Origin of the sequence: Psychrobacter muriicola 2pS, assembly GCF_904846535.1 — a bacterium.
Lineage (GTDB): Bacteria > Pseudomonadota > Gammaproteobacteria > Pseudomonadales > Moraxellaceae > Psychrobacter > Psychrobacter aquimaris.
Genome location: NZ_CAJHBC010000004.1, coordinates 54178 through 80692, shown reverse-complemented (window position 1 = coordinate 80692; position 26515 = coordinate 54178). Strand labels below are relative to the sequence as shown.

Genomic DNA, 26515 nt, shown 5'->3' with positions numbered 1-26515 from the left:
GCTTAGTATTGGTGCTTGGGCTGACGGCTCAGGCGTGTCATTAACTTTTAGAAAATAACGCGCCTGATATATGGATAGCTATTTACTCATCTCTTCACTCAATGCTTGGCTACGGTCATAGCAGGCCTGCATGGCTTCAGCAATTTGACGACCGATGTCATTGGCTTGCATTGACTCAACGGCTGCTTGGGTTGTTCCATTTGGTGAGGTGACCTTGCGACGCAATTCAGCAGGTGCATCCTCACTATTCATCGCCATTTTTGCCGCGCCTAGCATGGTTTGCATGGCAAGGGCTGAGGCCTGCTCTTTATCCAAACCTAAAGCCACTGCCCCATCGACCATCGATTCAATGAAGTAAAACATATACGCTGGTGCTGACCCTGATACGGCGGTTACTGCATGCATGTGTTCTTCATTATCGACCCACATGACCAATCCTGATGCTTCCATTACCGCAGTCGCTAATTGCTTCTGTTCAGCAGAAATATTATCAGTACCGTACAGACCCGTTGCGCCCATTTGAATCATTGCAGGTGTATTTGGCATCGCACGGACGATATTGTTATAGCCACCCAACATCTCAGATAGAAGCTCAGTCGACAAACCTGCTGCCACTGAAATCACCAGCTGCTTGTCTAAGGCATCTGCAAAGCTACTGACCACTGCTTTCATTACTTGCGGTTTGACCGCCAGTACCACAATGTCAGCATCGATAACGGCAGCTTTTGCATCAGCAGTTGGATCAACCGTGTTCAATCCTTTAGCAGCCAATTGCTCGCGCGCCTCACTACTAGGATCAGCAACGGTAATCAAACTTGGTTTGACACCGCAGCTGACAAGCCCGCTAATCAAAGCCTGCGCCATATTTCCGCCACCGATAAAGCTGATTTTCTTATTATCTAATACTGACATACATGTCTCCTATTCAAAAATTCAAAGGTACTCAAACTAACATAATGATAGGTAAAATGACACTCAGTTTACCATACTGCTACTGGCATCGTTTGATAAATTGATGGCATCTAACCCTGCCATACACTCCGTTGAACCACTGAATTGCCATGGACTATTGCACAACCAAACGGTTAGATTAACAAGGAAATTATATAAAATCAGTGACGGGGACTAATATGTTTTTCATTCGTAAAGCCAACCCTGAGGATTATGCAGATATTGCTACCATTCACTTCAAAAGTTGGCATGCCGCCTATTTAGGTTTGCTACCAGCGTCCTATATCAATGATAAAAACACCTTATGCAAAAAGAAAAAAATGTGGCAGGGGTTGATGGCGCATCCTGATGTTAGTGTCTGGATAGCATGTGATGCTCATCATCATAATTTGGGGTTTATTGGGTACTTCACTAATCATAAAGATTATGAAATTACCACATTGTATGTTTTGCCCGACTATCAAGGATTGGGTATAGGTACTCAATTAATGACAGCATCATTACAAGCCCTCTTAGAATCTCATATCAATGCCCATTTTTCTTTATGGGTATTAGAAGCTAATGTAGCTGCTATTGATTTCTATCAAAAATTTGGCTTTGTAGGTAATGGCGAAAAGAGTGAAGAATGCTACAAAAACATGCAAATAATAGATATTAAAATGGTCAGCAAATTTGATGACCTGACTTCCTAGATAGCTTGACATCTTAAAAGGTTTAAGTCACAAACATTAAAAAGCGTTATTAATGCTTAGACTGTTACTAATAACATTGTTTCTAATAGCACTGTCTAAAATGCCAATATTTTCTGTCGTGTCTGTCAGCGATCTACTCGTCCCTAGTATCCAGCTTTCAAAAGGTGAAACCAGCAATAATGGCCACTCTTTAGCCTGCTGCACGGATACGGCACTGACCACCACCAAACTCTCGCGCAACCATACAGGCACACCAAGCGTTTGATATAGTTTCTTACCCGCTTGTGGACGTGATGCCAAGGCAGTTTGCACACGCTGCTGACGGCCTAATGGCGCAAAGGTAATCTCAAGACTGTCATCATCATCTTGATAGCTGTCTAATAGTTCTGCCAAGATATCTGGCATCATCTGCACCTGCCAAGTAAATTTGTTATCCCTGCGTAAGGTAACTGACACAGGCTGGGCAGACATCGTATCAATATCAGCCACAACAAGATTAAATAAGGGCTGCAGCTGTTTGGCAAGCGGCAATGCTAACCACTTGAGCCACTCACTGCTTAAACGGTAAAGCTGCTGACGGTAGCGGTAAATCGTATAGGACTGCTTGCGACCTTGCCAAAAAAGCGCCGTTTGGTGATCAGGATCATCACGTTGGCTTAGCATGAATACATCATCGACCAGCTGCTTAGCAGGCGGTAATGGTTCATCTTGACCCAACCAATGATGCAATAGTTGACGCTGACGATAAATGGGTAATGCTTTTAGCTTGTCTATATTTAGCACGCGCTGTGCAGGTGGTAACTGTGATGATACTACCTCGGTCTGCTGCAAATCCTCTGCCGCTTGCGCATTGATTATTAATTGGGCGTCACTCAATAGCTGCGCGCTACGGGCAATATTATCAATGACATTGGAATTATAGGTCGCCAATACTGGCATGATGTCGAGGCGTAGCCCACTACGTACATTATCACCAGCATCATTGGTCGGGTCATTGATATAAGGCAGCTTTAGGCACTGAGCATAATTGCTGATATTGACGCGTTTGACCGTCAGCCAAGGTCGCCATAGTGCCATACGCTGTGCGCCCTGCGTTTGGATACGCCACGGCTGCATACCCGACAGACCATTCACCCCAGCACCTTGAATCAGACGCATCAGCACCGTCTCTGCTTGGTCATCGGCATGATGCGCTAAGAGCAATACATCATCTTGATTGAGTTGCGCTCGCATGACGTCATAACGAGCTTGCCTTGCGGCTTGCTCATCATGACCATTCACTTGCGCACGCAAAATCCGACACGGTATCTGCTGCGCTTTTGCCCAATGAGCGACATGTGTCGCCCAAGTGCCACTATCTACTTGCAAACCATGATTAACATGCAGCAACTGCGGTAAAAATGGCAACTTACCTTGGCGATAGAGCTGGACACACAGCGCAGCCAATGCTAATGAATCACGACCACCACTACAAGCCAGCCAAAGCCGTCGACCGTGCAGCTGTTCACCATATTCAGCCATACTGCTCAATAATGCTTTTGCCAGATCGGCATCGACAGGCAAGTCTGCGATTGGCTCAATAGGATGCGAGAGAATTGCACTGCTGGTCATAATCAGCCTTATTTATTTAGCATGCATACATGAATTGACGTATAAATGAATGAGCCTATACATCAGTTACAGCATCAGTTACGACGTATATTAAAAGCCACAAAAAAACGCGCCATAAAATGACACGTTTTTATTTTAGCATTAAGACTGAGCCTCTAATATGAAAAGCTTTGTATTCATTAATAGAGGTTTAGTAAAAGAGGTGTCGTAGCAACCAATTAGGCGGGCAACATCACCTCTGAGTTAAAAGTTTTCAGCTTCTCATAACGCAGCTCACAACGCGCTTGTGCATCTAAATCTTTAATCTCATCTAACTGCTCAGCAATAAGCGCTTTCAAGGCCATCATGACTGGTTGCGGCTGAATATGAGCACCTTCACCTTCTTCAATGACGGCATCAATTAAGCCCATTTGATATAAATTAATCGCGTTTAATTTCAAGGCTTCACTGGCGTCCTGTGCTTTCTCTGCTGTTTTCCACAGAATGGAGGCACAACCTTCCGGAGAGATAACCGAATAAATACTATTTTGTAGCATATTGACTTTATCACCAACACCAATTGCCAACGCACCACCTGAGCCGCCTTCACCGATAATGGTCACGATAATAGGCACTTTTAGGCTAGAGAAAACGGCGATACTTTCGGCAATGGCTTGCGCTTGTCCGCGCTCTTCAGCACCAATACCCGGATATGCGCCTTGGGTATCGACAAAGGTCATCACAGGGATATTAAAACGCTCAGCCATTTTGACCAAACGAATTACTTTGCGGTAGCCTTCAGGATTGGCCATGCCAAAGTTATGAGCAATACGCTCACGGGTGCTGCGACCGCGATGTTGACCAATCACCATCACAGGCTGACCATCAAAACGCGCCAGACCACCAAGAATGGCTTTGTCATCGGCATAAGCACGGTCACCGTGCAACTCATCGAATTCGGTAAACAGCTGATTAACATAGTCCATAAATAATGGACGCTTGGCGTGCCGTGCAAGCTGCACACTATCCCAGACAGTGCTCATAGACGCTTCCCTTTAATAATTATACTTAATGTATTTATGTTTAAGAATAATATCGTTATCAATTTTCAGATAATGAAAGTACAGTTGTAAACTCAATAGAAGCTATAGTAGCACATCTTAAATGGCATAACATTACTGACAAAGCCGCTTTTGTTACGTTAATCTGTAGCATACTCATTACAATAGTAACGGTATCGTGTTGATCGCTCAGTGCAAACCAGCGCTGTCTAGGCCTCAACCACGCTCAGCGTCACGCCCCATTTAGCAAACTGCTCAATCTCAGTATGCAGATCCGGCAATAAGAAAGCATAGTGCTCACTGCTATCGGCAACGGTGATTTGCCAGCAATTATCATCCATGGCTTGTAACTGTAATTCTGGTAACTCATAATCACTGCGGCTGTGATGCGCCAGTACGGCCAAACGTAGCAGCAGACAGAGATAAACGAGCTGATTACCACCGATAGTACAGGTCTGCTCTAACATATCGGCCTTGAGCTTACGACGATGATTGAGCATCAGCTGTGCCATGCGTTTTTGATCGACTTGCGAGAATCCTGGAATATCAGAATACTCAAGCAAATACGCGCTGTGCTTATGATAACTACTATGACTGATTGCCAACCCTATCTCATGCAAGAAAGCAGCACGCCTGAGTAAATCACAATCATCATTGGTAAGGGTGAGCTTCTCCTTCACTTGCTCAAATAAATGACGACTGGTTTTCACCACTTGTTTGGCTTGTTTTTTATCACCTGAATAACGCTTAATCAGCGCCAGCACACTGCGGTCACGAACATCTTCGCTAGCAAAACGGCCAAGCATGTCGTACATCACACCCTCACGTAGTGCACCATCTGAGTAAGTAATGGTGTCTACACCCAGCACTTTCATCACCGCACGCAATACCGCAACCCCTGCTGGGAAGACTGCTTTGCGGTGTTCCTTAACGCCTTCTAAATCGATGTCGTCGACGTTGCCAATTTTAAGCAACAGTTTCTCTAACTTTTTGACGCCTTTATAAGTGATGCGCTCTTGCTCATCAGCCCAGCCCTTAGATACCAGCACATTACGTACTGCTTTAATCGTCCCACTCGAACCAACCACACTACTCCAACCCAATTTTTGATAGCGACCCTGAATCGCTAACACTTCTTTGCGAGCGGCTGATATCGCATTATTAAAGGCTTCTTTCGTGATTTGACCATCCGCAAAGTACTTCTGGGTAAAGGCCACACAGCCCATCTGCAAACTCTCGGTCAACAGCGGATCGAACTCTTGACCAATGATAAACTCTGTCGAACCGCCACCGATATCGATGACCAAACGCTTGTCACTACTGGCATTGGTGTGTGACACACCCAAATAAATCAAGCGCGCCTCTTCTCGTCCCGCGATAATCTCGATGGGCTTGGGTAAAATTTTATTGGCACGAGCAATAAAGTCATTGGCGTTTTTGGCTTGGCGTAAAGCGTTGGTCGCAACCACGCGAATGCGTTCGGGTGGCACCGAATCCAAACGTGCCACAAATCGGCTCAAACAGTCGAGACCTCGCTGTTCAGCTGCCGCACTTAAGATATTATTCTCATCCAAGCCTGCGGCGAGCTGTACTTTTTCAGACATAGAAACTACTTTTCGCACCTCACCATGGTCAAGACGCGCAATGGCCAGATGAAAACTATTGGAACCGATATCAATGGCTGCCATCATTTCATCATCAGCAAGTGGCGGATTTGTAAGGTAGTCAATAGGCATAATAGGAATCGTTACCGTGTTGGATAAAAGGGAGAGGATATGGGTTAAAAATCAGACGATTGAGCCATATAAACAGCACAGCTACACCAAATAGTGCCATCTATACAAAGATGCTCACGTATTTGACGCAATTTTCGCCATTAAAGCATTTATGCCAAACACTGGCAAGTGACCCAAATTCTAATTAAGCAGCAAGCGCATCACTAACAAAATAACAAATGCGCCATAAACAGCCATTGCTTGTGTTAAGGATAGCGTTTTGCTACATTAAAAACGACCAATATTATAATAAATAACAGTTACTTAATGAAAGCATATCCGTTTCAGTAAAACAGACAGCCCCCTAATTACTCGCCCTAATATTTATGCTCAATAAACGATTAGCAAGGAAGCTAAACAGATGAATCAAACTACCACACAAAACACCACTAAAAATGCTGATGCTCAAGCTGTCAGCAATGCTAAAAAAAACATGATAAAAACCGTCAGTCCAACGAAGCAAAAATTTTATGACTTCTATTTAGCTGAGCACCAAAATATGGCTTGCCGACGATTGCACTTTGTCGGTAGTAGCTTTGGCTTATTAGGATTGGCAAAGTCGGTCAAAACTCGTTCGCCAAAACCATTAATCAAGGGCATCGCTGCTGGATATGCTTGCGCTTGAGTCGGTCATTTTTTCTTTGAAAAAAATAAACCTGCCTCGTTTAAATTCCCGCTAAAAAGCTTTGCCAGCGACTTTCGTATGTACAGTGATGTCCTACGCGGTAGACTCAGCTTAAAAGACCGTAAGTTTGATAAAATCGGACCACAATAACTCGCCGCTTGCACAACTAACGTAAAGACTTACGTAATATTTTACCTACTGCAGTTTTTGGTAATTCATCGATAAACTCGTATGACTGTGGGCGTTTATACCCTGTCAAACGGTCGCTCGCGAAGCCTTGTAACTCTTTTACAGTTAAGCTCGAATCCTTTTTAACCACAAACGCTTTGGGTACCTCACCGCTGTGCTCATCCGCAATACCAACCACCGCAACTTCAAGTACTTTCGGATGCTCTGTCAATGCCGCTTCTACTTCGTTGGGATAGACGTTAAATCCTGAGACCAGTATCATGTCTTTTTTACGATCTACCAGCGTTAAAAATCCATGTTCGTCTAGCACACCAATATCACCTGATTTAAAATAACCATCCTTTGTAAAAGTGTCCGCATTGTCTCGTTGCCAATAACCACGCATAACCTGTGGCCCTTTAATGCAAACCTCGCCCCGTGTACCTATTGCACAATTTGCGCCCTCTTCATCAATGATTTTAATCTCCATCATCGCAAGTGGCAGGCCAACGCTACCGTTGAAATGATCTATACCAGGTGGATTAAAAGAGATAACTGGTGCGGTTTCGGACATGCCGTAACCTTCATTGATAATCATGCCAGTGGCTTGTTGCCATTGGTCAGATACCGCTTTGATGATGGCGGTACCACCACCGATAGATAAGGCCAATCGACTAAAATCAAGGCTAGCAAATTTTGGATGATGCAGCATACCAATAAACAAGGTATTGACCGAAGGAATGACATGCGGACAATGCTGCTCGATGGTATTAACTAGCCCATCAATATCACGTGGATTGGTGACCAGTATATCTTCCCAGCCGCTATAGATGCCTAGTAAGCCGCAAACGGTAAATGAGAATATATGATAGAGCGGCAACGGATTGAGTATTTTGATCTGCTCGCTACGACCCGCTTCAATCGCACTGCCAAACATCGCATAACACTGACAGATATTAGCCATGACATTATAATGTGTCAGCATGGCACCTTTTGGCTTACCAGTCGTGCCGCCCGTGTATTGTAACAATGCCAGATCCTCACGCTCGATAGTCACGGGCTGGTATTGCTCGGCGCGGTATGCACTCATAATATGAGCAAAGGTTATATTCTTTGCTAAAGTGGCATTGGCTACGATATCATCTGTGGTTTCATGAATGTTATCTGCTTGATCTGTAGCGCTTGCTGTTTGATTGATGCGGGTTAACAAAGCAATATCGTTGTCGGCAAGTGTGGCATTGGGGTCGACGGAACAATGTACGACTAATGACAGTTGCGCTTTTACTGCATCATCTAACTGATCGTAAGCAGAGGTCATACCATCGAGGACAATCAGCACACTAGCTTGAGCATCCGTCAGCTGATGCGCCAATTCATAATGGGTATACATCGGATTGACATTCACCAACACCGCGCCTGCTCGCAGACAACCAAGTAACACCACGGCATACTGCAATATATTGGGTAATTGCACAGCGATACGGTCGCCTTTACTGATGCCTTGTGCTTGCAAAAAAGCAGCAAAGCGGCGACTGGCAATATCCAATTGCCCAAAGGTGAGCGTTGCAGGCCCCATACTAAAAGCCACAGAATCACTATGCTGATCTATCTTTGATTGTAGTAAATCTATTAGGTTGTGCTTACCTTCTAACGCATCCAAATTATTTATGAGTCCATACTGCTCATAAGCCGCCTGCCATAGCGGCGGCGTGGTAATACTGGGAGCAGTATTTTCAGCGCTGGTATTCATCGATTAGCATCCTTGCTCAATTGTCTTAATTCATCTCAGAATAGCATAATTTATCGTTTATTTTGCAATCGCTCAAAGAAGCAATTGTCTCAGTCTTGGTTTTTTAAATTATACAGTCATTACCAAAAAACCTTTATTTTTATAGTGAAAATCACAAAAGGGTAAATATTAGGCACAAAAAAACCAGCATAATCTCTCATACTGGTTTTTTGTAAGAACGTGAGCCTTAAATAAACTTGTTACACTTTTGCCATTTCTGCAAATATCTCATCAGCAGCTTTGATTGATGCATCAATATCTTCATCGCTATGTTTGATTGACATAAATCCTGCTTCATAAGCCGATGGTGCAAGGTAGATACCACGATCTAGCATACCATGGAAGAAAGTGTTAAATATATCCATGTCACACTCTGTCACGTCATCGAAGTTCTTTGGCGTGTCAGTTTCATTGTTTTTAACAAAGAACATGCCAAACATACCGCCCAATTTATTGGTACGCATGTTGATGCCGTGTTTGTCAGCCGCCGCTTGAAAACCGTCTACTAGACGATCAACTTTCGCTGCTAACTCATCATAAAAACCGTCTGCCGTTAAATCTTCAAACATCGCAATACCAGCACGCATCGCGAGTGGGTTTCCTGATAACGTACCAGCTTGGTAGACACCGCCAAGTGGTGCGATACAAGACATGACTTCTTTTTTACCACCGAAAGCACCCACTGGCAGACCTGCACCGATAATTTTGCCAAAGCAAGTTAAATCAGGGTCGATACCGAAATGCGCTTGTGCACCGCCAAGTCCGACGCGAAAGCCGGTCATGACTTCATCAAAGATAAGCACTGAACCGTTGGCAGTACACTCTGCACGCAACGTATCATGGAATTCTTGGGTCGGAATGACCATATTCATGTTGCCGGCGATCGGCTCTAAGATCACGCAAGCGACTTCTTCGCCCCATTTCTCAAAACAGTCTTTAATCGCTTGCGGATCATTATAAGGAATGGTAATGGTGTGCTTGGCAAAATCAGCTGGCACACCTTTTGATGTTGGCTCGCCAATATCTAGCATACCCGAACCTGCTTTTACCAATAAGCTGTCTGAATGCCCATGATAGCAGCCTTCAAATTTAACGATTTTATCACGTTGAGTATAGCCACGAGCCAAACGAATTGCACTCATCGTCGCTTCTGTACCAGAGCTGGTCATACGAATCATCTCAACGCTTGGGACAATTTCGCAAATTTTATCGGCGACCGTCGTTTCAAACGGCGTTGGTGTACCGAAGCTCAAGCCATCATCAGCCGCTTTTTTGACCGCATCAATCACTTTAGGGTGCGCATGACCCAAAATCATTGGGCCCCAAGAGCCTACATAATCGATGTAAGCATTGTCTTCGGTGTCATAAATTTTGCTACCGTTAGCACGGTGCATAAAAATAGGCGTGCCACCGACACCAGCAAAGGCACGGACTGGCGAGTTTACGCCACCAGGAATATGTTTGCGGGCTTGCGCAAATAGCTGTTCGTTTTTAGTGCTCATCATTATTCTCTACTTATTGGTTCTGTCTTATTTTATTAAAAATAACTTTGCTGCTTGTTTTTAATGCTTAGCAGATTTTTAAAGCACATTTAATAAATTATGCTTTTTTCACCACTGACGATTTTAATTTCATTGGGCCAAAACCATCAAGTTTACAGTCAATATCATGACCATCAGACGCATCGGGCAGCAGGCGAATACCTTTTGCTTTGGTACCGACTTTAATAACGATCGATGAGCCTTTGACTTTTAAGTCTTTAATCACGGTGACGGTATCGCCATCTTGCAGCTCATTACCGACCGCATCACGAATGACCGCGTCTTGCTCTTCAGCTTGCGCCGCATCGGTTTCAGCCGCGGTCCACTCATGAGCACACATAGGACATACCAGTAACGCACCATCTTCGTACGTATATTCAGCATCGCATTTTGGGCAATTGGGTAAGCTCATAATTTCCTCGTCAGCCGTGATAAATTGGGTGTATTCTAGAGCTAACATTGTACCGCAACTCACCAGCTTTAACCAATCGCTTCGGTTGTAAATACTGTACTGTGCCCAATGTATACATTCGCTCATGTCTTACAGCAGACCTTTTTTATCACACGGTGTTTTGTGGTACTCTGCTTTAACTAATTTTGGTTCGATGGCCATATGTCTTTAAATGGCAAAAACCTCAATATCTACTTTAGCAATTACTTTAATAACTCAGTGTTCATCACAATATCTGAGGCTATAGCTACTTATGAATAGGATAATAATAATGACTCAATCAAGCGTATCGACACTCTCATCAACATTGCCACAATTTGTTCAACTAACAATTCAAGGTGAAGATGCGGAAAAATTCTTACAAGGTCAGCTCACCTCTGATGTCACCAAGCTCGGACTCAGTTATCAAGCAACGGCGCTTAGTAATTTAAAAGGTCGCATTGATTTTGGTTTGTGGATAAAAAAACAAGCCGAAAAGCATTATGATGTGGTTATCAGTGCCGATTGTGCTGAGGCTTTTCAAGCCCATTTAAAAAAGTTCGGTGCCTTTTCAAAGTTTGATACCAGTGCGCCCGCGCCCATTTATCCTTGCGTGCTCGATGAAGTGCCAACCTTTAGCCATCAGGAAGACCACAATACGCCAGCAAATATCCAAACGTGGATGCAAGCGAGTCTTGCCATTGGTAACTATTGGATAGTTGCTGCCACGCAAGGTCTGTTTCAGCCACAAGAGCTGCGTCTGCATCAGCGCGGCGGTATGGACTATGATAAAGGCTGCTATCTTGGTCAAGAAGTGATTGCCCGTATTTATTTTAAGGCAGCGCCAAAAGCGTTTTTACATTATGTCAGCGGCGCAGGTGACGTGCCAGCAGCCGGTGACAAGCTAGAAAAAATCCATGTGGTTAATGCGATTGCCGATGACACTATTAATGGTAATGGTTTTAAAGCATTGGTCGTTGCCCGTCCAGAGCATTTAGCGGATAGTGAGCTTACGATATTAGACTTACCACCAGCGCTGCAAGCCGATGTTGCGCGCCAAAAATAGTACGACATAATGAATGAAGCGAGACAAGCAGCACTCTTCAAAACATTTTTACTAAAAAAGCAGCAGAGCAATCTATGACTCATATTGCGGTACTCGGAGCGGGCGTGGTGGGCGTGACCACCGCATGGTATCTTCGCCAAGCAGGCTACGATGTGACCGTCATTGAGCGTGAGCCAGCCGCCGGTATGCAGACCTCATTTGCCAATGGTGGGCAGATATCTGTCTCGCACGCAACCCCTTGGGCCAATCCAGCGGCTCCAATGAAAGCACTTAAATGGCTGTTTCGCGAGGATGCACCACTACTGTATCGCTTGCGTGCTGATAAAGCGCAATTGAAATGGGCAATGCAGTTTTTGCAAGAGTGCCGTGCAGATAGAGCCGATGCCAATCTGGTACAAATGGTACGTTTAGGTTTGTATTCACGAGACGCACTACAACAGCTGCGTGCTAATATTGGTATTGATTACGAGCAGCAAACACGCGGTATCATGCATTTTTATACCAATCAAGCTGAGTTTGATGCCGCCATTGCGCCAACGGAGCGCATGCAAGAGTTAGGCTGTGAGCGCCATATTATCGATATAAATAATGCCGTTAACCTAGAGCCTGCGCTTTACCCTATTGCTCATAAGCTAAAAGGTGCTACTTATACCAGCCGTGATGAATCCGGTAATGCCCATTTATTTACCCAGCGTTTAGCCGAGCGCTGCATCGAGGCTGGGGTGAAATTTTTATACGATACTGAGATTCTGGCGTTAAACACTGACGCCCATTCTGCTCGCCCGCATGTGCATAGTATTACCATTCAACCCAAGGGCGAAAACGCGCAAACCTTTAGTGCAGATAGCCATGTACTGGCATTGGGCAGCTATAGCGTATCGCTCATGAAACCGCTGCATATTCATCTACCTATTTTCCCCGCCAAAGGCTACTCAGCCACTTATCAAATCAACCCCCACGCCCCGCATCTAGCACCCTTTGTCAGTCTCATTGATGATGAGTTTAAGCTGGTGACATCACGCCTTGGCGACAAATTACGCGTCGCTGGAACGGCAGAATTTAACGGTTATAATTTGGATTTAAATAGCACCCGCTGTGCAGCCATTACCCGCCGTGTGCAGCAGTTATTTCCCAAAGGTATCATCGCCAATTCTGTACAATACTGGACAGGGCTACGGCCGATGACACCTTCCAATGTGCCATTAATTGGGCGCGCGCACAGGGGTCAAGTCCGTCATGGTAGTCATCATGTGGATGCTGGTTTTGATAATTTATGGCTCAATACGGGGCATGGTACGCTTGGTTGGACCCATGCTTGCGGTTCTGCCAAGGCGATCAGTTTATTAATACAAGGCGAGACACCGCCAGTCGATTTTGATTTTGTTGGCTTAGGAACGTAAAAATTAGAAACGTAAAAAAGGCGCTGATATAAGCACCTTTCTTATTTATATTAAAGACTTTTATTCTAGAGTTATTTTATGCAGCGCTCCCTGATTCAATGTCGGAATTAACATTAGAATCAATGGTCTCCAAATCAACCACTTCTGGCGCGATTGCTTGCAGTTGTACCGGTACGCCATTGACTGCTGCATTGCCACTTAGCTGATCGATTAAGGTATCGTCCGTCAAATCATTGACACTGACGCCAGCATGCGCTTGAGCGATTTTTTGTTTTACTCCTTTACGGCCGTGACCCCAACCATGGGGAATACTCACCACTCTAGGCATCAGCTCATCCGTCACCTCTGCAACAATAACTACACTACCGACGCGCGAGGTAACTTTTACATTCTGACCATCCTCAATACCATATTCTTTTGCTGTTTCAGGATGTAGCATGAGCGTACAGCGCGGCTTACCTTTTACCAAGCGATAGCTGTTATGCAGCCACGAATTATTGCTGCGTACATGACGACGACCGATCAATAGAATTTGCTTGTCATCATAACCCTGCACCATTTCTTGTACTCGCTCTAAATCTGCTTGATAAAAATCGACATTGAGATGAATTTTTTTGTCTTTATGTTTTAACGCTTCTGGCAACATCCTTTTGAGAGTACCTAAATCAATACCATGCGGACTTTTCTTCAGTTGCTTTAGATTTAGCCCCTTATAAGGCCCACGCTTTAGACCCTGATCGAGCATAAATTTCGGTCCCAAAACTTTTACTAGCAAACGTTCAGCTTTGGTTGCAAGTGCGGCTTTTTTATCCAAGCGTTTCGCCAGCTCTAAGTAGATTTGCCAGTCATGCTTGGCGCTTCTTTTCTTAGTAAACAATGCCTTTGAATATTTGGCGACGTTATGGACGGCAAAATTGTTAAAGGTGACGTCATAATGATCGCGCTCTAGTGGCGATACGGGTGGCAAAATTATATGAGCATGACGGCTGGTTTCTGTGACAAAATAATCAATAGCGACCATAAAGTCTAAGTTGGCAAAAGCTGTATCTAATTTTTCACCATTCGGTGTGCTGAGGACAGGATTGCCCGCGACAGTCATAAATCCTTTTAACTGTCCCGCCCCTTCTACCAACATCTCATCCGCCATTGCCACGACGGGATAATCGCCATTAAAATCAGGCAAGTTACTCACGCGACTATGGCGCTTACCTAAATAACCTGGGCCTGAGTTATTGACCACATCGACCGCAGGATTGGGGAACATCAGACCACCCACTTCATCCAAGCGACCTGTGACAATATTAATCAGCATAATCAGATATTGACTCAGTAAGCCAAACTCTTGCACCGATACGCCCATGCGACCATAACAAACCGAGCTTTCGGCTTCACAAAATTCTTTGACCAGTCGCCTGATCTCATTTGCGGCAATGCCAGTAATATCAGCAACGGACTCGGCGCTATAATCTTTGGCAAAGTCTGCAATGCTTGCAATCTCTGGCGCGAGCGCCGCCGCTCGATTATTGTTAGCGCGTGCCTTGTCCGCATACCCTTGGATATAAATTTCATTGAACATGGCAAGCAAGAGCAAAACATCAGTCGCTGGACGAATAAAGTGATGCTCACTAGCAATGTCGGCGGTTTCGGTGCGCCTTGGATCAATCACCACCACTTTACCATCACGTGCTTTGATGTCTTTTAGTTTTTGACGCATATTTGGCGCGGTCATAATACTGCCGTTAGATGCCAGCGGATTGCCACCAATGATAAGCATATATTGGGTACGATTGACGTCAGGTACAGGGATGCGCAGCATATGCCCGAACAGATGCATGCTCACAATATGGTGCGGTAACTGGTCGATGGAAGTCGCAGAAAAGCGGCTGCGCGTCTTGATACTGGTTAATAGATGCTTAATGGTTAACATGCCGCCCAGATTATGGACATTAGGATTGCCTAGATAAATACCGAAGGCGTTTTGACCGTGTTTTTTCTGTACCGACTGAATACCGGCTGCCACCTTATCCAACGCATCAGCCCAGCTAATCTCTTTCCAACCGTTAGCCGTTCTCTCAACGGGATGACGCAGGCGATCACTGTCTTCATGCAAGTCTTGCAAGGCGGTCGCTTTTGGACAAATATAACCTTTAGAAAATGGATCGTCTTTATCGCCTTTAATCGATAATACCTTTTTACCATCATGCTTGATGACAATACCGCACATCGCTTCACATAAGTTACAAGTTCTAAAATGTGTTTGTTCATCCGTGTGACTCTTTTCACTACTCATGGCGGCGCTCCCTATTATTTTTTATTATAGCTTCCACTATATAAATTCCGTTTTATGAAGTTAATAAACTGACTCATCTTAAAAATCTTGAGAATTAGCCAAAGTGCAGCATTGATAAGCTGAATAACTAACCATGTATTCTAAGCCTGTCTTTGGTGAAAAAAGGACTAAAGACTCCATCAAAGTTTTTGCACAACATCTCAATGGCTTGCTGCCGTGAATAACGCTGTTGATGACAGCCCAATATCAATTCATGTACTTGGGCGGCAGCGATATCGACACAGAGATGAACGTCAGATTCCTCAAAAGAGCACTTGGCTGACTGTAATCCTTGCATAAATATCTTGCTCCACTCCTCTCTTATCTCTGTGATTAGACCTCCCAAGCCTTTGCGTTCTATTTTTGAATCAAAGCGCAGACTGTCTTCGATTAGACGTTGAAATAAAGTGATGTTTTGAAAGGCGGCATCAAAAATTAACATTAGGCATTGCTGACAACGATGTTTAAAACCCTCTTTAGACAGCGTTGGATAGTCTTTAAGCATATCTACCCACGCCATGCGTATCGGCGATAAATAATTGTCTTTAAGCTGCTCGCTTAACACCTGCTGCAACGCATCTAAACTATCAAAATGATTATAAAAACTTGGCTGAGCAATACCTGCACCTTTCGCGATTTTATTCATACTCATACCACAAGTGCCCTCTACGCTATACAGCTGCAAGGCACTTTTCAGTAAGGCATGACGCGTTTTCGCCTTTGCCAGCTCGCGATTTGTTTCCGATTTTGTAGCACTTACACTATCAAGTACATTCACCCTCAATCTGCCCCAGCTTGATCTACAAGACAATTATTATTTCAGCTATAAGGCTATAGCCATTTAAACAAGAAGTCTATTACTAAATATTTGACCCTACTCATTCTTAATGATTCGTTTTAACACTCACATTAAAGCAAGCATAAAAAAATAGCCGTCATATCTATGATGACAGCTATTTTTTTGCTTTTATTATTCCTAGATTTAAAGCGTTTTGCGACGTCATTTTTTATAAATTATCGCTAGACTTGTTGATTGTCGTTACGTATGTCACTGATAAAGCACTCTATTTATTACACAAATAGCCAATGCATAACATAGTTGTGTAGATATCCATAATGGAGCAACACTCTCAACATTGCATATACAGACATGGCAATGGTGAGCGCTTATATTAGATATCACCAGTTAGCCGATCAACGTCTATTGACGGCATCTGAGTAGAAGCTCGACTAAAGACAGACGGAATAATTGTCTCAATAACTAACTTTATAATAAAAGAAGGAAAATAAGAATGAACGAACATACTCTAAAAGGTGAATGGAACCAAATAAAAGGCTCAGTAAAACAAAAATGGGCTGAGCTTACTGATGATGATTTATTACATGTCAAAGGTAGCCGTGATAAATTGGTCGGTAAAGTCCAAGAACGTTATGGTCATAGCAAAGATGCTGCTGAACGTGAAGTAGATGCATGGCGTCATGAACATAAGTACTAAGTTATTTTAATTCTGAAAAGCAAAAAACCGTATATTCTTTATACGGTTTTTTTATTGCCAGCCCTTAAAACAAATAGTGATTACTTTATTGATTGGGCATTTTTCAAAGTCCAGACACGATAAAACCGCATAGCAATCAACTGTTATGCGGTTTTATTGTTAACCATCCATGTTACCTATCACGACTGTTTCTCATGCATCCTTGCATAATATTCAGCATATTGTGATACTGGGCATCCTGCCCTTTTTACTACAACTACCAGTATTAACTACTGATAGCAGCAAAGGGTATGTGTCCTTACTCCACTTATCATTATCATCCTGATGCTAATAAGTGAATCATTATCCTTAATGCGGTTAACTCAATCCTTGAGTCACATTCCCTAATGCCGTATGACTATAATGCCTAATTCCTAACCTGATGTTAAGTCGCGTGAGCGTCATTACGTGTAAGCATATGCTTACATTGCCCGCATTTTTGACAATGATTACAACTTATTAACGCAAAAGACACTTACCATCAAGTTTTGTCCCTTATCATAGATAATGTAAGAAAATATTTCAAAGCGCATAATGGTAATGTATACAGTGTTAGTAAGCACGCGTTTCTTATGAAGATGAATAATCTACAGAGTCAGAGTGTGTAGGTGCTTGGCTATCACCAGCAATGATGCGACGGGCAATCTAAAAATATTATAGGATATTGGATCATGAAAACTCTAAAGCCTTTCTCATTTAAGACCGTTATATCTGCTGGTCTTGCGGTTGCATTATTGGGTACTACAGTTGGGTGTGCCGTCGTCGGTTCAGGTTATGACAATTACCCAATATATGATGGCAATGATGATTATGGTAACGCTGATTACAACCGCATCAGTCAAAAGCTACGCACTGATCTACGCCGTAAAGGCTATCAGGTTATGGATATTAAATCTGATAACTACCGCGGCAATCGCGCAATGACCGCTTATGCCAAAAAGAACAACCAAGCTTACGAGCTGAAATATACTTATCCCGATCTAAAACTTATTAGCTCAAATAAAAAATCTTGGTCTAATGTTTGGCAAGATAATAAGTATGAAAAAGACCATTATAAGAAAGATGAATATAAAAATAATGACAAATATAAGAATAATAAGCGCTACAAGAATGATGATATCGAAGATAGTATTAAAAGAGAGTCGCGTTATCCAGCAATCAAGCAACGTGCAATCAAGCAACGTGCAATCAATAAAATACAAGGCATGGGCTATCGGGTTAAAGATATTGAGCTGGAAGAAAAGAACGGGCGCGGTGTATTTGAGATCGAGGCCAAGCGCGGATCACAGGAGTATGAAATACGACTTGGCTATCCAAACTTAAATGTGATTAAAGTTGAGAAAGACTGATTTCATTGGCTATCTCCTGCTAACAGTCATTTACACAGCATCAAGCTAGGTCTTTGGCGTCATTGTTGAATTGACACCTTTGGCACGATGCTCCCGCCTTAGATGGATTTATTATTTTTTTGGATACACCACTATTCTGTATGCTGCATTCTTAACAACAATAGTCACCAAAGTATTAGTTAGATAATAGGATTAATTATTATGAAAATATCAGCCTTTTCAGCTTTAAAAAGTATTTTTTCTGCGGGGGTTGTGGTTGCTTTATTAGGCACCACCATTAGTTGTACCACTGTAACGCCAAGATATGACAATCATAAAGGCTATTATCCAAATGGTCATCATCAGGGTAACGGGAAGTATGAGAATAATGGGCGTTACAATAATGGCAGCTATAAAACGAATAACGGGCGCTATGATAATAAAAAAGATCAGCATAAAAATAAGAATAATCATTATAAAAATAAAAAAAGTCAGCATAAAAAAAATAACGGCCGCTACAACAATGATGGTCGCTATCAAAACAGCCATTACCGTTATAAGTAAATTGACAGTATTGAAGAACTCATAAAAATACGGGTGTAGTCTATCGGCTACACGTTTAGAGAGTAGCTCTGCATATCACTTCTACTAACAGCATACGGCTTTTAATTATCTTAGAATTGATGGAAATTGCTTGTACTTAGTACTTACTTGTACCTAATGATTGCTTAAATTTCCTTTGAGTACGTACCACTAAGTTTTTTGGCATCGTTGACTACTTGATGCCTTTGGTCAAATAAGCCAGCCCTTGGTTTATTTGACCATTTTTTATAGCATGACTTTTTATAGCATGACTTTTTATAGCATGACTTTTTATAGCATGACTTTTTATAGCATGACTTTTTATAGCATGATTTAGTATGGCATAGTTGCCGATGCCGTTAACATCATAAGAGGATATTATGAAAAAACATCATTTATTAAAAACCACCGCTGCAACCAGTCTCATTGCAGCGCTACTGACCATAACGACTGGCTGTGTCACCGCACCGGGGTATAATGCATACGGCGACCTTTATGAGGACATTTATAAAGACAGTAAGGTCTACAAAAAGCATAAGAAGACTATCAACTCTATTGATAAAGAGCTTTATCAGCCTGCTATTGAGCAAAGAGCCGCTAATAAAGTCAGCAATATGGGTTATCAGGTCAAAGACGTCAAATACAAAAAAGGTGACAGTAAAATAAAAGTAAAAGCCCGTCGCGGCGGTGAAGATTACAAAATCGAGCTTGGCTATCCGAGCTATAACGTGATTAAAATTAAAAAAGACTGATAGCTTGGCCTAAAAGGTTAGCAGCTCAATCACATCATAGGCAGGCGTTTCATAAGGATGCGCCTGCTTTAACGCCTCGATAACTTGCTTAATATCAGCATCAGCCACCACCATTTCTACCCGCCATTCCTCAACGGTTTCAAGTTTATCATGCGCTCCAATATTTGGGTTACTGCCTACCAGTGGCATAAACTGCCCTGTTCCCTGCACTTGCCAACAACACTGTTCATAATTGCCAAGCGTCCCAGCGCCCGCTGCAAATAAAGCTAACTTTACTGGCTCTAACGCTGCATTTGGAATAAAAACGGTAAGTTTATACATAACGTGTCCTTTTTTTGGTTGTCTTTACTTCTTAGATAGCGACGGATGATCTGTCCACACATAACGCAATAACCACTCTTTTGCCTCGCCTGCGTAATCAATACCAATACGCGGACGCAGCGATACTGGTGGCTTGCAACCATCCTCTTCTACCCAAACGGCAGACACTGGATGAATAGATTTGCCATACAAGTCACGCTCGATTTGTAAACGCTTGGTCAGCTTACCAGGACCAGCAAACTGCTTAGGATGAATAAGTTGTTGGTCTAAGCTCAGCAATTGCTCCTCTCGCAGGCGATCACTACCCTCTGCCAAAAACCCAGCACGTATCAGTACCGACTCAGGCGAGTCTATAGAACCACTGATTAAATTGAGCATATGATGGACACCATAAGTCAAATACACATAAAAAATGCCACCTTGCTCATACATGATTTCAGTGCGCGGCGTTCGGCTACCAGCATGTGAATGACAGGCAGGATCGCCCTCACCGATATAAGCTTCAGTCTCAGAGATGCGCATGCGTAGCGTTTTTTGCACACCATCACTGTCTGTAAGCTGACGGCACAATACCTTACCAACCAAGTCAGCAGCCACTACACAAGTAGGACGAGTAAACCATGATGGCTCTAAAATAGTAGGCTGCGTCGTGGAAGTTTCAGGCGTTGACATTAGTAATGACCTTTTATACTTTTTATATTATTGAATAATTAGGGCGTGTGTAATATTTGACTATGGCACTGACAGTACCGATTGGTGACTGTTCCACATACCCTAATAAGTTAGCATAAAAATAAAGCAAGATATGGCGCACAGTGTTTAAGGAATGTTCAAACAAACCTTGCAAGGTCGGTATAGCATTAAAAAAGATGATTTCTGCTGAATGAATAAGCATAAAAAAGTAAGAATGAGGTAACATTGGAATGAGGAATGAAACGTAAACTTAGACAAAAAGGAAGTCAAAAAATGAAAGGGATTACACGCTTCTCGAATAGCTTGATGGAAAAATATTTACCAGATCCATTTCTGTTCGTCATTATTTTAACCTTGGTTATTTTTGTAATGGGCTTAGGTTTAACCGACTCTTCACCGGTACAGATGGTGGCGTTTTGGGGCGAAGGCTTCTGGGCTTTGCTAGCATTCTCAATGCAAATGGTTTTGGTGTTAGTAACTGGCTTTGTATTGGCAAGCAGCCCCATATTCAAAAAAGGATTGGGTAAACTTGCCAGTTTTGCAAGCTCGCCAGGTAGTGCGATTATACTGGTCACCTTAGTATCGCTTGCAGCAAGCTGGATTAATTGGGGATTTGGCTTGGTCATTGGGGCATTATTTGCCAAAGAATTGGCGAAGCGTGTCGAAAATGTTGATTACCGTTTATTGATTGCCAGCGCCTATTCTGGATTTATTATTTGGCATGCCGGATTCTCTGGGTCGATTCCATTATCCATTGCAACAGCAGGCCATCCCTTCGTTGATAAAATCGGTGTTATTCCAACAAGTGCAACCATCTTTGCTAGCTATAACCTAATTATCGTTGCAGCATTGGTGATTATCGTCCCTTTATTAAACCGTCTGATGATGCCAAAAAAAGAAGATACTATTACGGTAGATCCAAAACTTCTAGTAGATCCTATCCCTGAGGAACTTCCAGCCAAATCGGATATGACACCAGCAGAACGTTTAGAAAACAGCTGGATTTTATCAATGGTCATTGGCGTATTGGGCATCGCCTTTATCGTGTATTATTTCGCACAGAACGGTTTTGCTCTAACGCTCGACTTGGTTAACTTTATGTTCTTGTTTCTTGGTATTATATTTCACGGTACACCTCGCAAGTATTTGATTGCGGTTCAAGAAGCGGTTAAAGGTGCAGGTGCTATCATCGTCCAATTTCCCTTTTATGCAGGCATTATGGGAATGATGACAGCTTCGGGGTTGGCAGGTGTGATGTCAGAAGCATTTGTCAACGTTTCAACAACGGAGACGCTACCACTTTTTGCTTTCCTCAGTGCAGGACTCGTCAACTTTTTCGTTCCTTCAGGTGGTGGACAATGGGCAGTACAAGCGCCGATTATGTTAGAAGCGGCGGAAATGTTGGGTAGTGATCCGTCGCGAGTTGCTATGGCTGTGGCATGGGGTGATGCTTGGACAAATATGATTCAGCCATTTTGGGCATTACCAGCACTGGCGATCGCAGGTCTAAAAGCCAAAGATATCATGGGCTTTTGTGTCATCGTGCTGATTGTCAGTGGTGTTGTGATTGGTTTAGGACTATTGTTTTTATAATAAACTCTAGAACTCTAACCTTACCTGTCTTAACGATAAGGTTATTTTTAACTTTAGAAACAATAGAGTGAATCAAATAGCAGTGGAGCTATCAATCGCTTTGGTTACTTTGGAAACTGCTTTGGTAAAGAGCTATTCAGAAAACCATATTTGATAATAATGACTATCTTTAGGCCAGAACCTTTATATTAGTAGTCGTAAGATAAACACTAAAACCCCTTTAGAATCACAAAAAAACTGAGCGCGTGGCTCAGTTTTTTGTTTTACAATAGAAATTGACCTGCAATGCAGTGCCAATCAAATATCTAGCTTAATGGCACACCAATACGGTTAGCCACTTCTTCATAAGCTTCGATGACATCGCCTAATGATTGGCGGAAGCGGTCTTTGTCCAGCTTCTTCTTGGTCGTCTTGTCCCAAATACGGCAACCATCTGGTGAGAACTCATCTCCTAAGACGATACGGTCATGGAACACCCCAAACTCTAGTTTGAAATCGACCAGTATCAAATCACCCGCATCAAACAAAGCTTTTAATACATCGTTAACTTGATGAGTCAATTCTTCCATCTTAGCCAACTGCTCTTTGGTGGCCCAGCCAAGAGACACAGCAAGCGACTCATTCACCATCGGATCACCCAGCGCATCATCTTTATAAAACAACTCATAAGTAGGTGGCGTCAACGCTTGCCCTTCTTCTAAGCCTAAGCGACGCACCAAGCTGCCCGCAGCAAAGTTACGAACCACGCACTCAACTGGAATCATCTCTAAACGCTTGACCAATACTTCATCTTCAGATAATTGCTTTTCAAAATGCGTTTCGATACCAGCATCAGCCAGTTTTTGCATGATGAAAGCATTAAAACGATTATTGACGACGCCTTTGCGTGCTAATTGCTCAATACGTTTTCCATCAAGCGCTGAGGTATCATCGCGGAAATGTAAGATCAGCAGGTCGTTGTCTTCTGTTTCATAGACAGATTTGGCTTTGCCTTTATACAGCAGTTGTTGCTTTTGCATTATGGGAGTTCCTGTTCGTTCAAGCTTATGTGGTAAAAACGCGCAGCGACCGCTGACTTTTGTATGACAGAATTAATAATATTTACATTAATCACTGTAAAATATCAGCGGTACAAATAAGGAAATAGGTTTAATTCGAAGGACTACTAACAGCACGCTCAGGCTTCGGTAGCTGGTACTGATTACCTGATTCGTTCTGTAGTTTCAGCGTATTTGCACCCGCATTAGGGGTTGCATATAAAGGTACAAAAGGAGCTGGCTCTTTGTTAGCGGGCAACTCTATTGGCACAAGCTTTTTGCTTTGCTGATACTCTAAGCTACCATTGTCACGCTTACCGAGTAAGTTTTTGACACTTTGGCAACCGCTCAGTACCAAGGTGCTTCCCAATATTAAGGTCAGCATTGCAGGGAATATTTTTGCAGTCGGTGATGATGTTTTCATCATATTATCTCTCTGAGTTAGCATTTATACGCATCATTTTATAATAAGTTCGCACGCACCAAGGCTTCATCAATAGTGGCATGATGTTGTTCAGCCAACCATACCAAAGGCAGACGAATTCCGGTATCTATCATACCCATTTTATGAAGCGCATATTTGGCTGGGATAGGACTTGACTCAATGAACAAGTCACGGTGTAAATGCTTGACCACATCATGGACTTTATGAGCCGCGTCAAAATCACCACGAAGCGCCGCTGTAAAAGTCTCGCTCATCGCTTTTGGGGCGACGTTGGCAGTGACTGAGATATTACCTTTACCACCGAATTGCATCAAATCAAGCGCCGTACCGTCATCACCAGATAGCACGACGATTCTATCGCCAACTGCTTTGATCAATTGCTCACCGCGAGCGATAGAGCCTGTGGCATCTTTAATCGCGACGATATTATCGATATCAGCCAAACGTTCTACCGTCTCTTGTGCAATATCAACGACCGTACGTCCTGGCACATTATAGAGCATCTGAGGGATATTCACCGCGCTCGCGATAGCCTTATAATGTTGGTACAAGCCTTCTTGTGGCGGTTTGTTATAATAAGGCGCAACCAATAAAGCACAATCTGCACCAGCATCGGCAGCATCTTGGGTCAGCTTAATGGCTTCCATCGTGTTATTGGCACCTGTTCCAGCAATCACTGGTACACGACCTTTGACGTGCTGAACAAAGTAGCGAATGACATCGCTGTGCTCTTGCATAGACAATGTCGCTGACTCGCCAGTAGTACCAACGGCAACGAGACAATGCGTGCCTTGCTCAATCTGCCAATCTATGAGATCCGCCAGACGTTTATAATCAACCGTGCCGTCAGGATGCATGGGCGTTACCAAGGCTACCATTGAGCCTTGTAGTCGGGTTTTGATCTCGTCGTATGCTGTGCTCATAACCGTGCCTTACTGTATTATCCTAGCTTTTTTCAAAGCTGTCACATGATAGGTCGTTTGCAAGTGTCAATTATTATGTCTACGTCTGCACTCATACTGTGTACATTCATAGGCACCATTGGCAATATCTTGCTTGATATTAATGCTGAGTATTTTTTTATTATCAATATTTTTCTATGATAAAAGCGGTCGCAATGTAGATGCTCAAAGTCGTCTTAACCTTATTTTTGCCAATGGCCGACAACGCTTATTAAGCACTAAAAATAGAATAATAAAAACGCCTGCTAGTGTAGCATATTTTGATTTGACCGCTATCAATCAATTAACGTTCAATCAATTGAATTGATGATATGCTATCAAAACCGATAAACCAATAGCCTTATTACTCAACTCTTAGTTTAGCGTAATGAATCAGCGCTGATAAGTCTTTTGAGTCGTATTAACGAATCGTCAACACATCGATAGTGGGGCGATACAAGCGAAAAGGCAGCCCTCGTGTACCAATACCGCTACTGACAAAGATTTGTGCACTGCCATGTTGGTATAAACCCTGCTGCTTACCCATGCGGCTATTATTTAACAGAGTTGACTGCTCGCTACTACGCTCGATATTTTTTTGTTTTTGTGCCAACCATATATTTTTTTGAATCGCTTTTGCCGCACCAGTAATCAATAGTGGTCGTGGTTGTAAGGATTTTGGCAAATCGCTAATACTATCAAATCGTGAAGCCAAGATGATGACGGGCTTAGTGGCATTAGCAATTTCAGCACCAAGCGCTACTTTATCAGACGCATTTGCATCTTCAATATCAGCAAGTTGTTTAGGGACATCTTGCCAGCCGCAAAGCACAGCAATGGTTGGACTGTCTTCCAAACTTTGCTGTCTAAAGCACTCTTTATTATTTTTAGGATAGCTTGAGCTTGCATCGGACGTTACTGAAAGCGCATTAGTAGCCCCAGTACATTTGAGTGGCAGCGACGTACACTGCTGACCGATATAGCTGATATCGAGTACATCAAAGGCACTGGACAACGTATCTTCTAATAGTGGCTGTCCTTGCTTGGTCGTGTTGATCGATTGATAACGCAAGTCTGAGGTACTCATCACTGTATAAATAGGCTTATTAACCCCTTTAAACAACATGAGCTGACCCACCAAGTCTGCACTTGGATAATATAACCAGTCGCCCGTAATCAGCACAGCGTCTGCGGGTAACGCATTAAGGGTAGCAACCAATTTACGGATATGGCGCGGCTTGCCGCTATACAATCCAATGCGTAAATCAGCCAGTACAGCAACCGTCAGCGGTGTGGATAAATCTAAGTCGATTGCATGATGATCTAAGCGTAAACGATTGGGTTGTACCACCACGGTATAAAAATATAACCCCATTGCAAATATAGCCACTAGCACTGGTGTCAATGATAGCTGTGCCAGTATCGGCAACACTTCTTGCAACCAACCTATCACCAACAGTAAAGCCCAAACGGGCATAGTATAAGCGGCATAATATAGTGCCAACTTAAACCAAATACGCATAAACCGTTTGGTAGGATTGGCATTGAACGTTTGTAATCCTGACCACAGTATAATATATGCAAGCAATGCTGCTGCCGTAGAGATACTTAGGATATAAAGAGCATGGTCAGTCATAATTACCTGATGGTTACGGAAGAGTATGAGCCTATCAAACGGCTTACCCTATATTAGAACGTATAAAGCAATAAATAAATCGCTCAATGTATAAGTTAATGACAGTGTTGGAGCGTTTTGAGTCATTGGATAAAAAAATCAGCCATTATAGGGGTCGAGCTCTATCATAGACAAGTAGAATTATTGACGCGCCTGTTATGTCATGCTCAATTGCCGCTCCGATTCTCCCTATCAC

23 protein-coding genes and 1 pseudogene are annotated in these 26515 nt (G+C 43.0%); 9 read left to right on the top strand and 15 right to left on the bottom strand.

Features of this window, described 5'->3' with window-relative positions; genetic code table 11:
* Positions 1-78: 78 nt before the first annotated feature.
* Positions 79-912, bottom strand: coding sequence for a pyrroline-5-carboxylate reductase (proC, locus tag JMX93_RS07210; protein ID WP_193011417.1), 834 nt, complete (start codon positions 910-912; stop codon positions 79-81).
* Between the two features lie 218 nt (positions 913-1130).
* Between proC and JMX93_RS07205 the strand changes: the two genes are divergently transcribed.
* Positions 1131-1643: a GNAT family N-acetyltransferase gene (locus tag JMX93_RS07205; protein ID WP_193011418.1), complete on the top strand. Its 513-nt coding sequence runs from the start codon at positions 1131-1133 to the stop codon at positions 1641-1643.
* 36 nt (positions 1644-1679) lie between these two features.
* On the opposite strand, the gene tilS is transcribed toward JMX93_RS07205, so the two are convergent.
* From tilS to ppx, 3 genes are all read right to left on the bottom strand, one after another.
* Positions 1680-3254, bottom strand: a complete 1575-nt coding sequence (gene tilS / locus JMX93_RS07200; protein WP_193011106.1) for a tRNA lysidine(34) synthetase TilS — start codon at positions 3252-3254, stop codon at positions 1680-1682.
* Between the two features lie 218 nt (positions 3255-3472).
* Positions 3473-4276 (bottom strand): acetyl-CoA carboxylase carboxyltransferase subunit alpha, encoded by an 804-nt coding sequence (locus JMX93_RS07195; protein WP_193011105.1) that lies wholly within the window; start codon positions 4274-4276, stop codon positions 3473-3475.
* 227 nt (positions 4277-4503) lie between these two features.
* Positions 4504-6030 carry an exopolyphosphatase gene (gene ppx / locus JMX93_RS07190; protein WP_443511345.1) on the bottom strand — a complete coding sequence of 509 codons (1527 nt, stop codon included), beginning with the start codon at positions 6028-6030 and terminating at the stop codon, positions 4504-4506.
* Positions 6031-6502: 472 nt separating this feature from the next.
* Here ppx and JMX93_RS07185 point away from each other — a divergent pair.
* A pseudogene (locus tag JMX93_RS07185) lies at positions 6503-6844 on the top strand (Mpo1-like protein).
* Between the two features lie 16 nt (positions 6845-6860).
* Here the strand turns inward: JMX93_RS07185 and JMX93_RS07180 are convergent.
* The 3 genes from JMX93_RS07180 to JMX93_RS07170 form a co-directional block, all read right to left on the bottom strand.
* The gene (locus JMX93_RS07180; protein WP_499204333.1) at positions 6861-8612 is read right to left on the bottom strand and encodes an AMP-binding protein; all 1752 of its coding nucleotides are present in this window, start codon (positions 8610-8612) and stop codon (positions 6861-6863) included.
* A 239-nt stretch (positions 8613-8851) separates the two neighbouring features.
* Positions 8852-10153, bottom strand: a complete 1302-nt coding sequence (gene hemL, locus JMX93_RS07175; RefSeq protein WP_499204458.1) for a glutamate-1-semialdehyde 2,1-aminomutase — start codon at positions 10151-10153, stop codon at positions 8852-8854.
* 97 nt (positions 10154-10250) lie between these two features.
* Positions 10251-10604 (bottom strand): zinc ribbon domain-containing protein YjdM, encoded by a 354-nt coding sequence (locus JMX93_RS07170; protein WP_055123598.1) that lies wholly within the window; start codon positions 10602-10604, stop codon positions 10251-10253.
* A 310-nt stretch (positions 10605-10914) separates the two neighbouring features.
* Between JMX93_RS07170 and ygfZ the strand changes: the two genes are divergently transcribed.
* On the top strand, positions 10915-11688 hold the full coding sequence (gene ygfZ, locus JMX93_RS07165) for a CAF17-like 4Fe-4S cluster assembly/insertion protein YgfZ (RefSeq protein ID WP_499204332.1): 774 nt from the start codon (positions 10915-10917) through the stop codon (positions 11686-11688).
* Between the two features lie 74 nt (positions 11689-11762).
* Positions 11763-13088 carry a D-amino acid dehydrogenase gene (locus tag JMX93_RS07160; RefSeq protein WP_499204331.1) on the top strand — a complete coding sequence of 442 codons (1326 nt, stop codon included), beginning with the start codon at positions 11763-11765 and terminating at the stop codon, positions 13086-13088.
* A gap of 76 nt (positions 13089-13164) precedes the next feature.
* On the opposite strand, the gene JMX93_RS07155 is transcribed toward JMX93_RS07160, so the two are convergent.
* Positions 13165-15378: a molybdopterin oxidoreductase family protein gene (locus JMX93_RS07155; protein WP_499204330.1), complete on the bottom strand. Its 2214-nt coding sequence runs from the start codon at positions 15376-15378 to the stop codon at positions 13165-13167.
* Positions 15379-15505: 127 nt separating this feature from the next.
* Positions 15506-16195, bottom strand: a complete 690-nt coding sequence (locus JMX93_RS07150) for a TetR/AcrR family transcriptional regulator (RefSeq protein ID WP_499204329.1) — start codon at positions 16193-16195, stop codon at positions 15506-15508.
* A gap of 514 nt (positions 16196-16709) precedes the next feature.
* On the opposite strand from JMX93_RS07150, the gene JMX93_RS07145 reads away from it, so the two are divergent.
* The 4 genes from JMX93_RS07145 to JMX93_RS07130 all read left to right on the top strand — a co-directional run bounded on the left by JMX93_RS07145 (position 16710) and on the right by JMX93_RS07130 (position 19614).
* A complete protein-coding gene (locus tag JMX93_RS07145; protein WP_193011096.1) occupies positions 16710-16913 on the top strand; it encodes a CsbD family protein in 204 nt (67 codons plus the stop codon).
* Between the two features lie 710 nt (positions 16914-17623).
* Positions 17624-18301 (top strand): PepSY domain-containing protein, encoded by a 678-nt coding sequence (locus tag JMX93_RS07140; RefSeq protein WP_499204328.1) that lies wholly within the window; start codon positions 17624-17626, stop codon positions 18299-18301.
* A 201-nt stretch (positions 18302-18502) separates the two neighbouring features.
* Complete coding sequence (locus JMX93_RS07135) at positions 18503-18844, top strand: hypothetical protein (RefSeq protein WP_193010980.1); 342 nt, start codon at positions 18503-18505, stop codon at positions 18842-18844.
* Between the two features lie 398 nt (positions 18845-19242).
* Positions 19243-19614 (top strand): hypothetical protein, encoded by a 372-nt coding sequence (locus tag JMX93_RS07130; protein WP_193010979.1) that lies wholly within the window; start codon positions 19243-19245, stop codon positions 19612-19614.
* A gap of 9 nt (positions 19615-19623) precedes the next feature.
* Here the strand turns inward: JMX93_RS07130 and JMX93_RS07125 are convergent, their stop codons facing one another.
* Both JMX93_RS07125 and JMX93_RS07120 read right to left on the bottom strand, forming a co-directional pair.
* On the bottom strand, positions 19624-19935 hold the full coding sequence (locus tag JMX93_RS07125; protein ID WP_193010978.1) for a YqfO family protein: 312 nt from the start codon (positions 19933-19935) through the stop codon (positions 19624-19626).
* Positions 19936-19959: 24 nt separating this feature from the next.
* On the bottom strand, positions 19960-20607 hold the full coding sequence (locus JMX93_RS07120) for a DNA-3-methyladenine glycosylase (protein WP_193010977.1): 648 nt from the start codon (positions 20605-20607) through the stop codon (positions 19960-19962).
* A gap of 294 nt (positions 20608-20901) precedes the next feature.
* Between JMX93_RS07120 and JMX93_RS07115 the strand changes: the two genes are divergently transcribed.
* Positions 20902-22221 (top strand): short-chain fatty acid transporter, encoded by a 1320-nt coding sequence (locus JMX93_RS07115; RefSeq protein ID WP_193010976.1) that lies wholly within the window; start codon positions 20902-20904, stop codon positions 22219-22221.
* A 305-nt stretch (positions 22222-22526) separates the two neighbouring features.
* On the opposite strand, the gene purC is transcribed toward JMX93_RS07115, so the two are convergent.
* The 4 genes from purC to JMX93_RS07095 form a co-directional block, all read right to left on the bottom strand.
* Positions 22527-23240, bottom strand: coding sequence for a phosphoribosylaminoimidazolesuccinocarboxamide synthase (gene purC / locus JMX93_RS07110; RefSeq protein WP_193010975.1), 714 nt, complete (start codon positions 23238-23240; stop codon positions 22527-22529).
* A 130-nt stretch (positions 23241-23370) separates the two neighbouring features.
* Positions 23371-23685: a hypothetical protein gene (locus JMX93_RS07105; protein WP_226914216.1), complete on the bottom strand. Its 315-nt coding sequence runs from the start codon at positions 23683-23685 to the stop codon at positions 23371-23373.
* 35 nt (positions 23686-23720) lie between these two features.
* A complete protein-coding gene (gene dapA / locus JMX93_RS07100) occupies positions 23721-24626 on the bottom strand; it encodes a 4-hydroxy-tetrahydrodipicolinate synthase (RefSeq protein WP_443214757.1) in 906 nt (301 codons plus the stop codon).
* 439 nt (positions 24627-25065) lie between these two features.
* Entirely contained in the window at positions 25066-26280 is a 1215-nt protein-coding gene (locus JMX93_RS07095; protein WP_499204327.1) for a hypothetical protein, read from the bottom strand.
* Positions 26281-26515 lie beyond the last annotated feature (235 nt).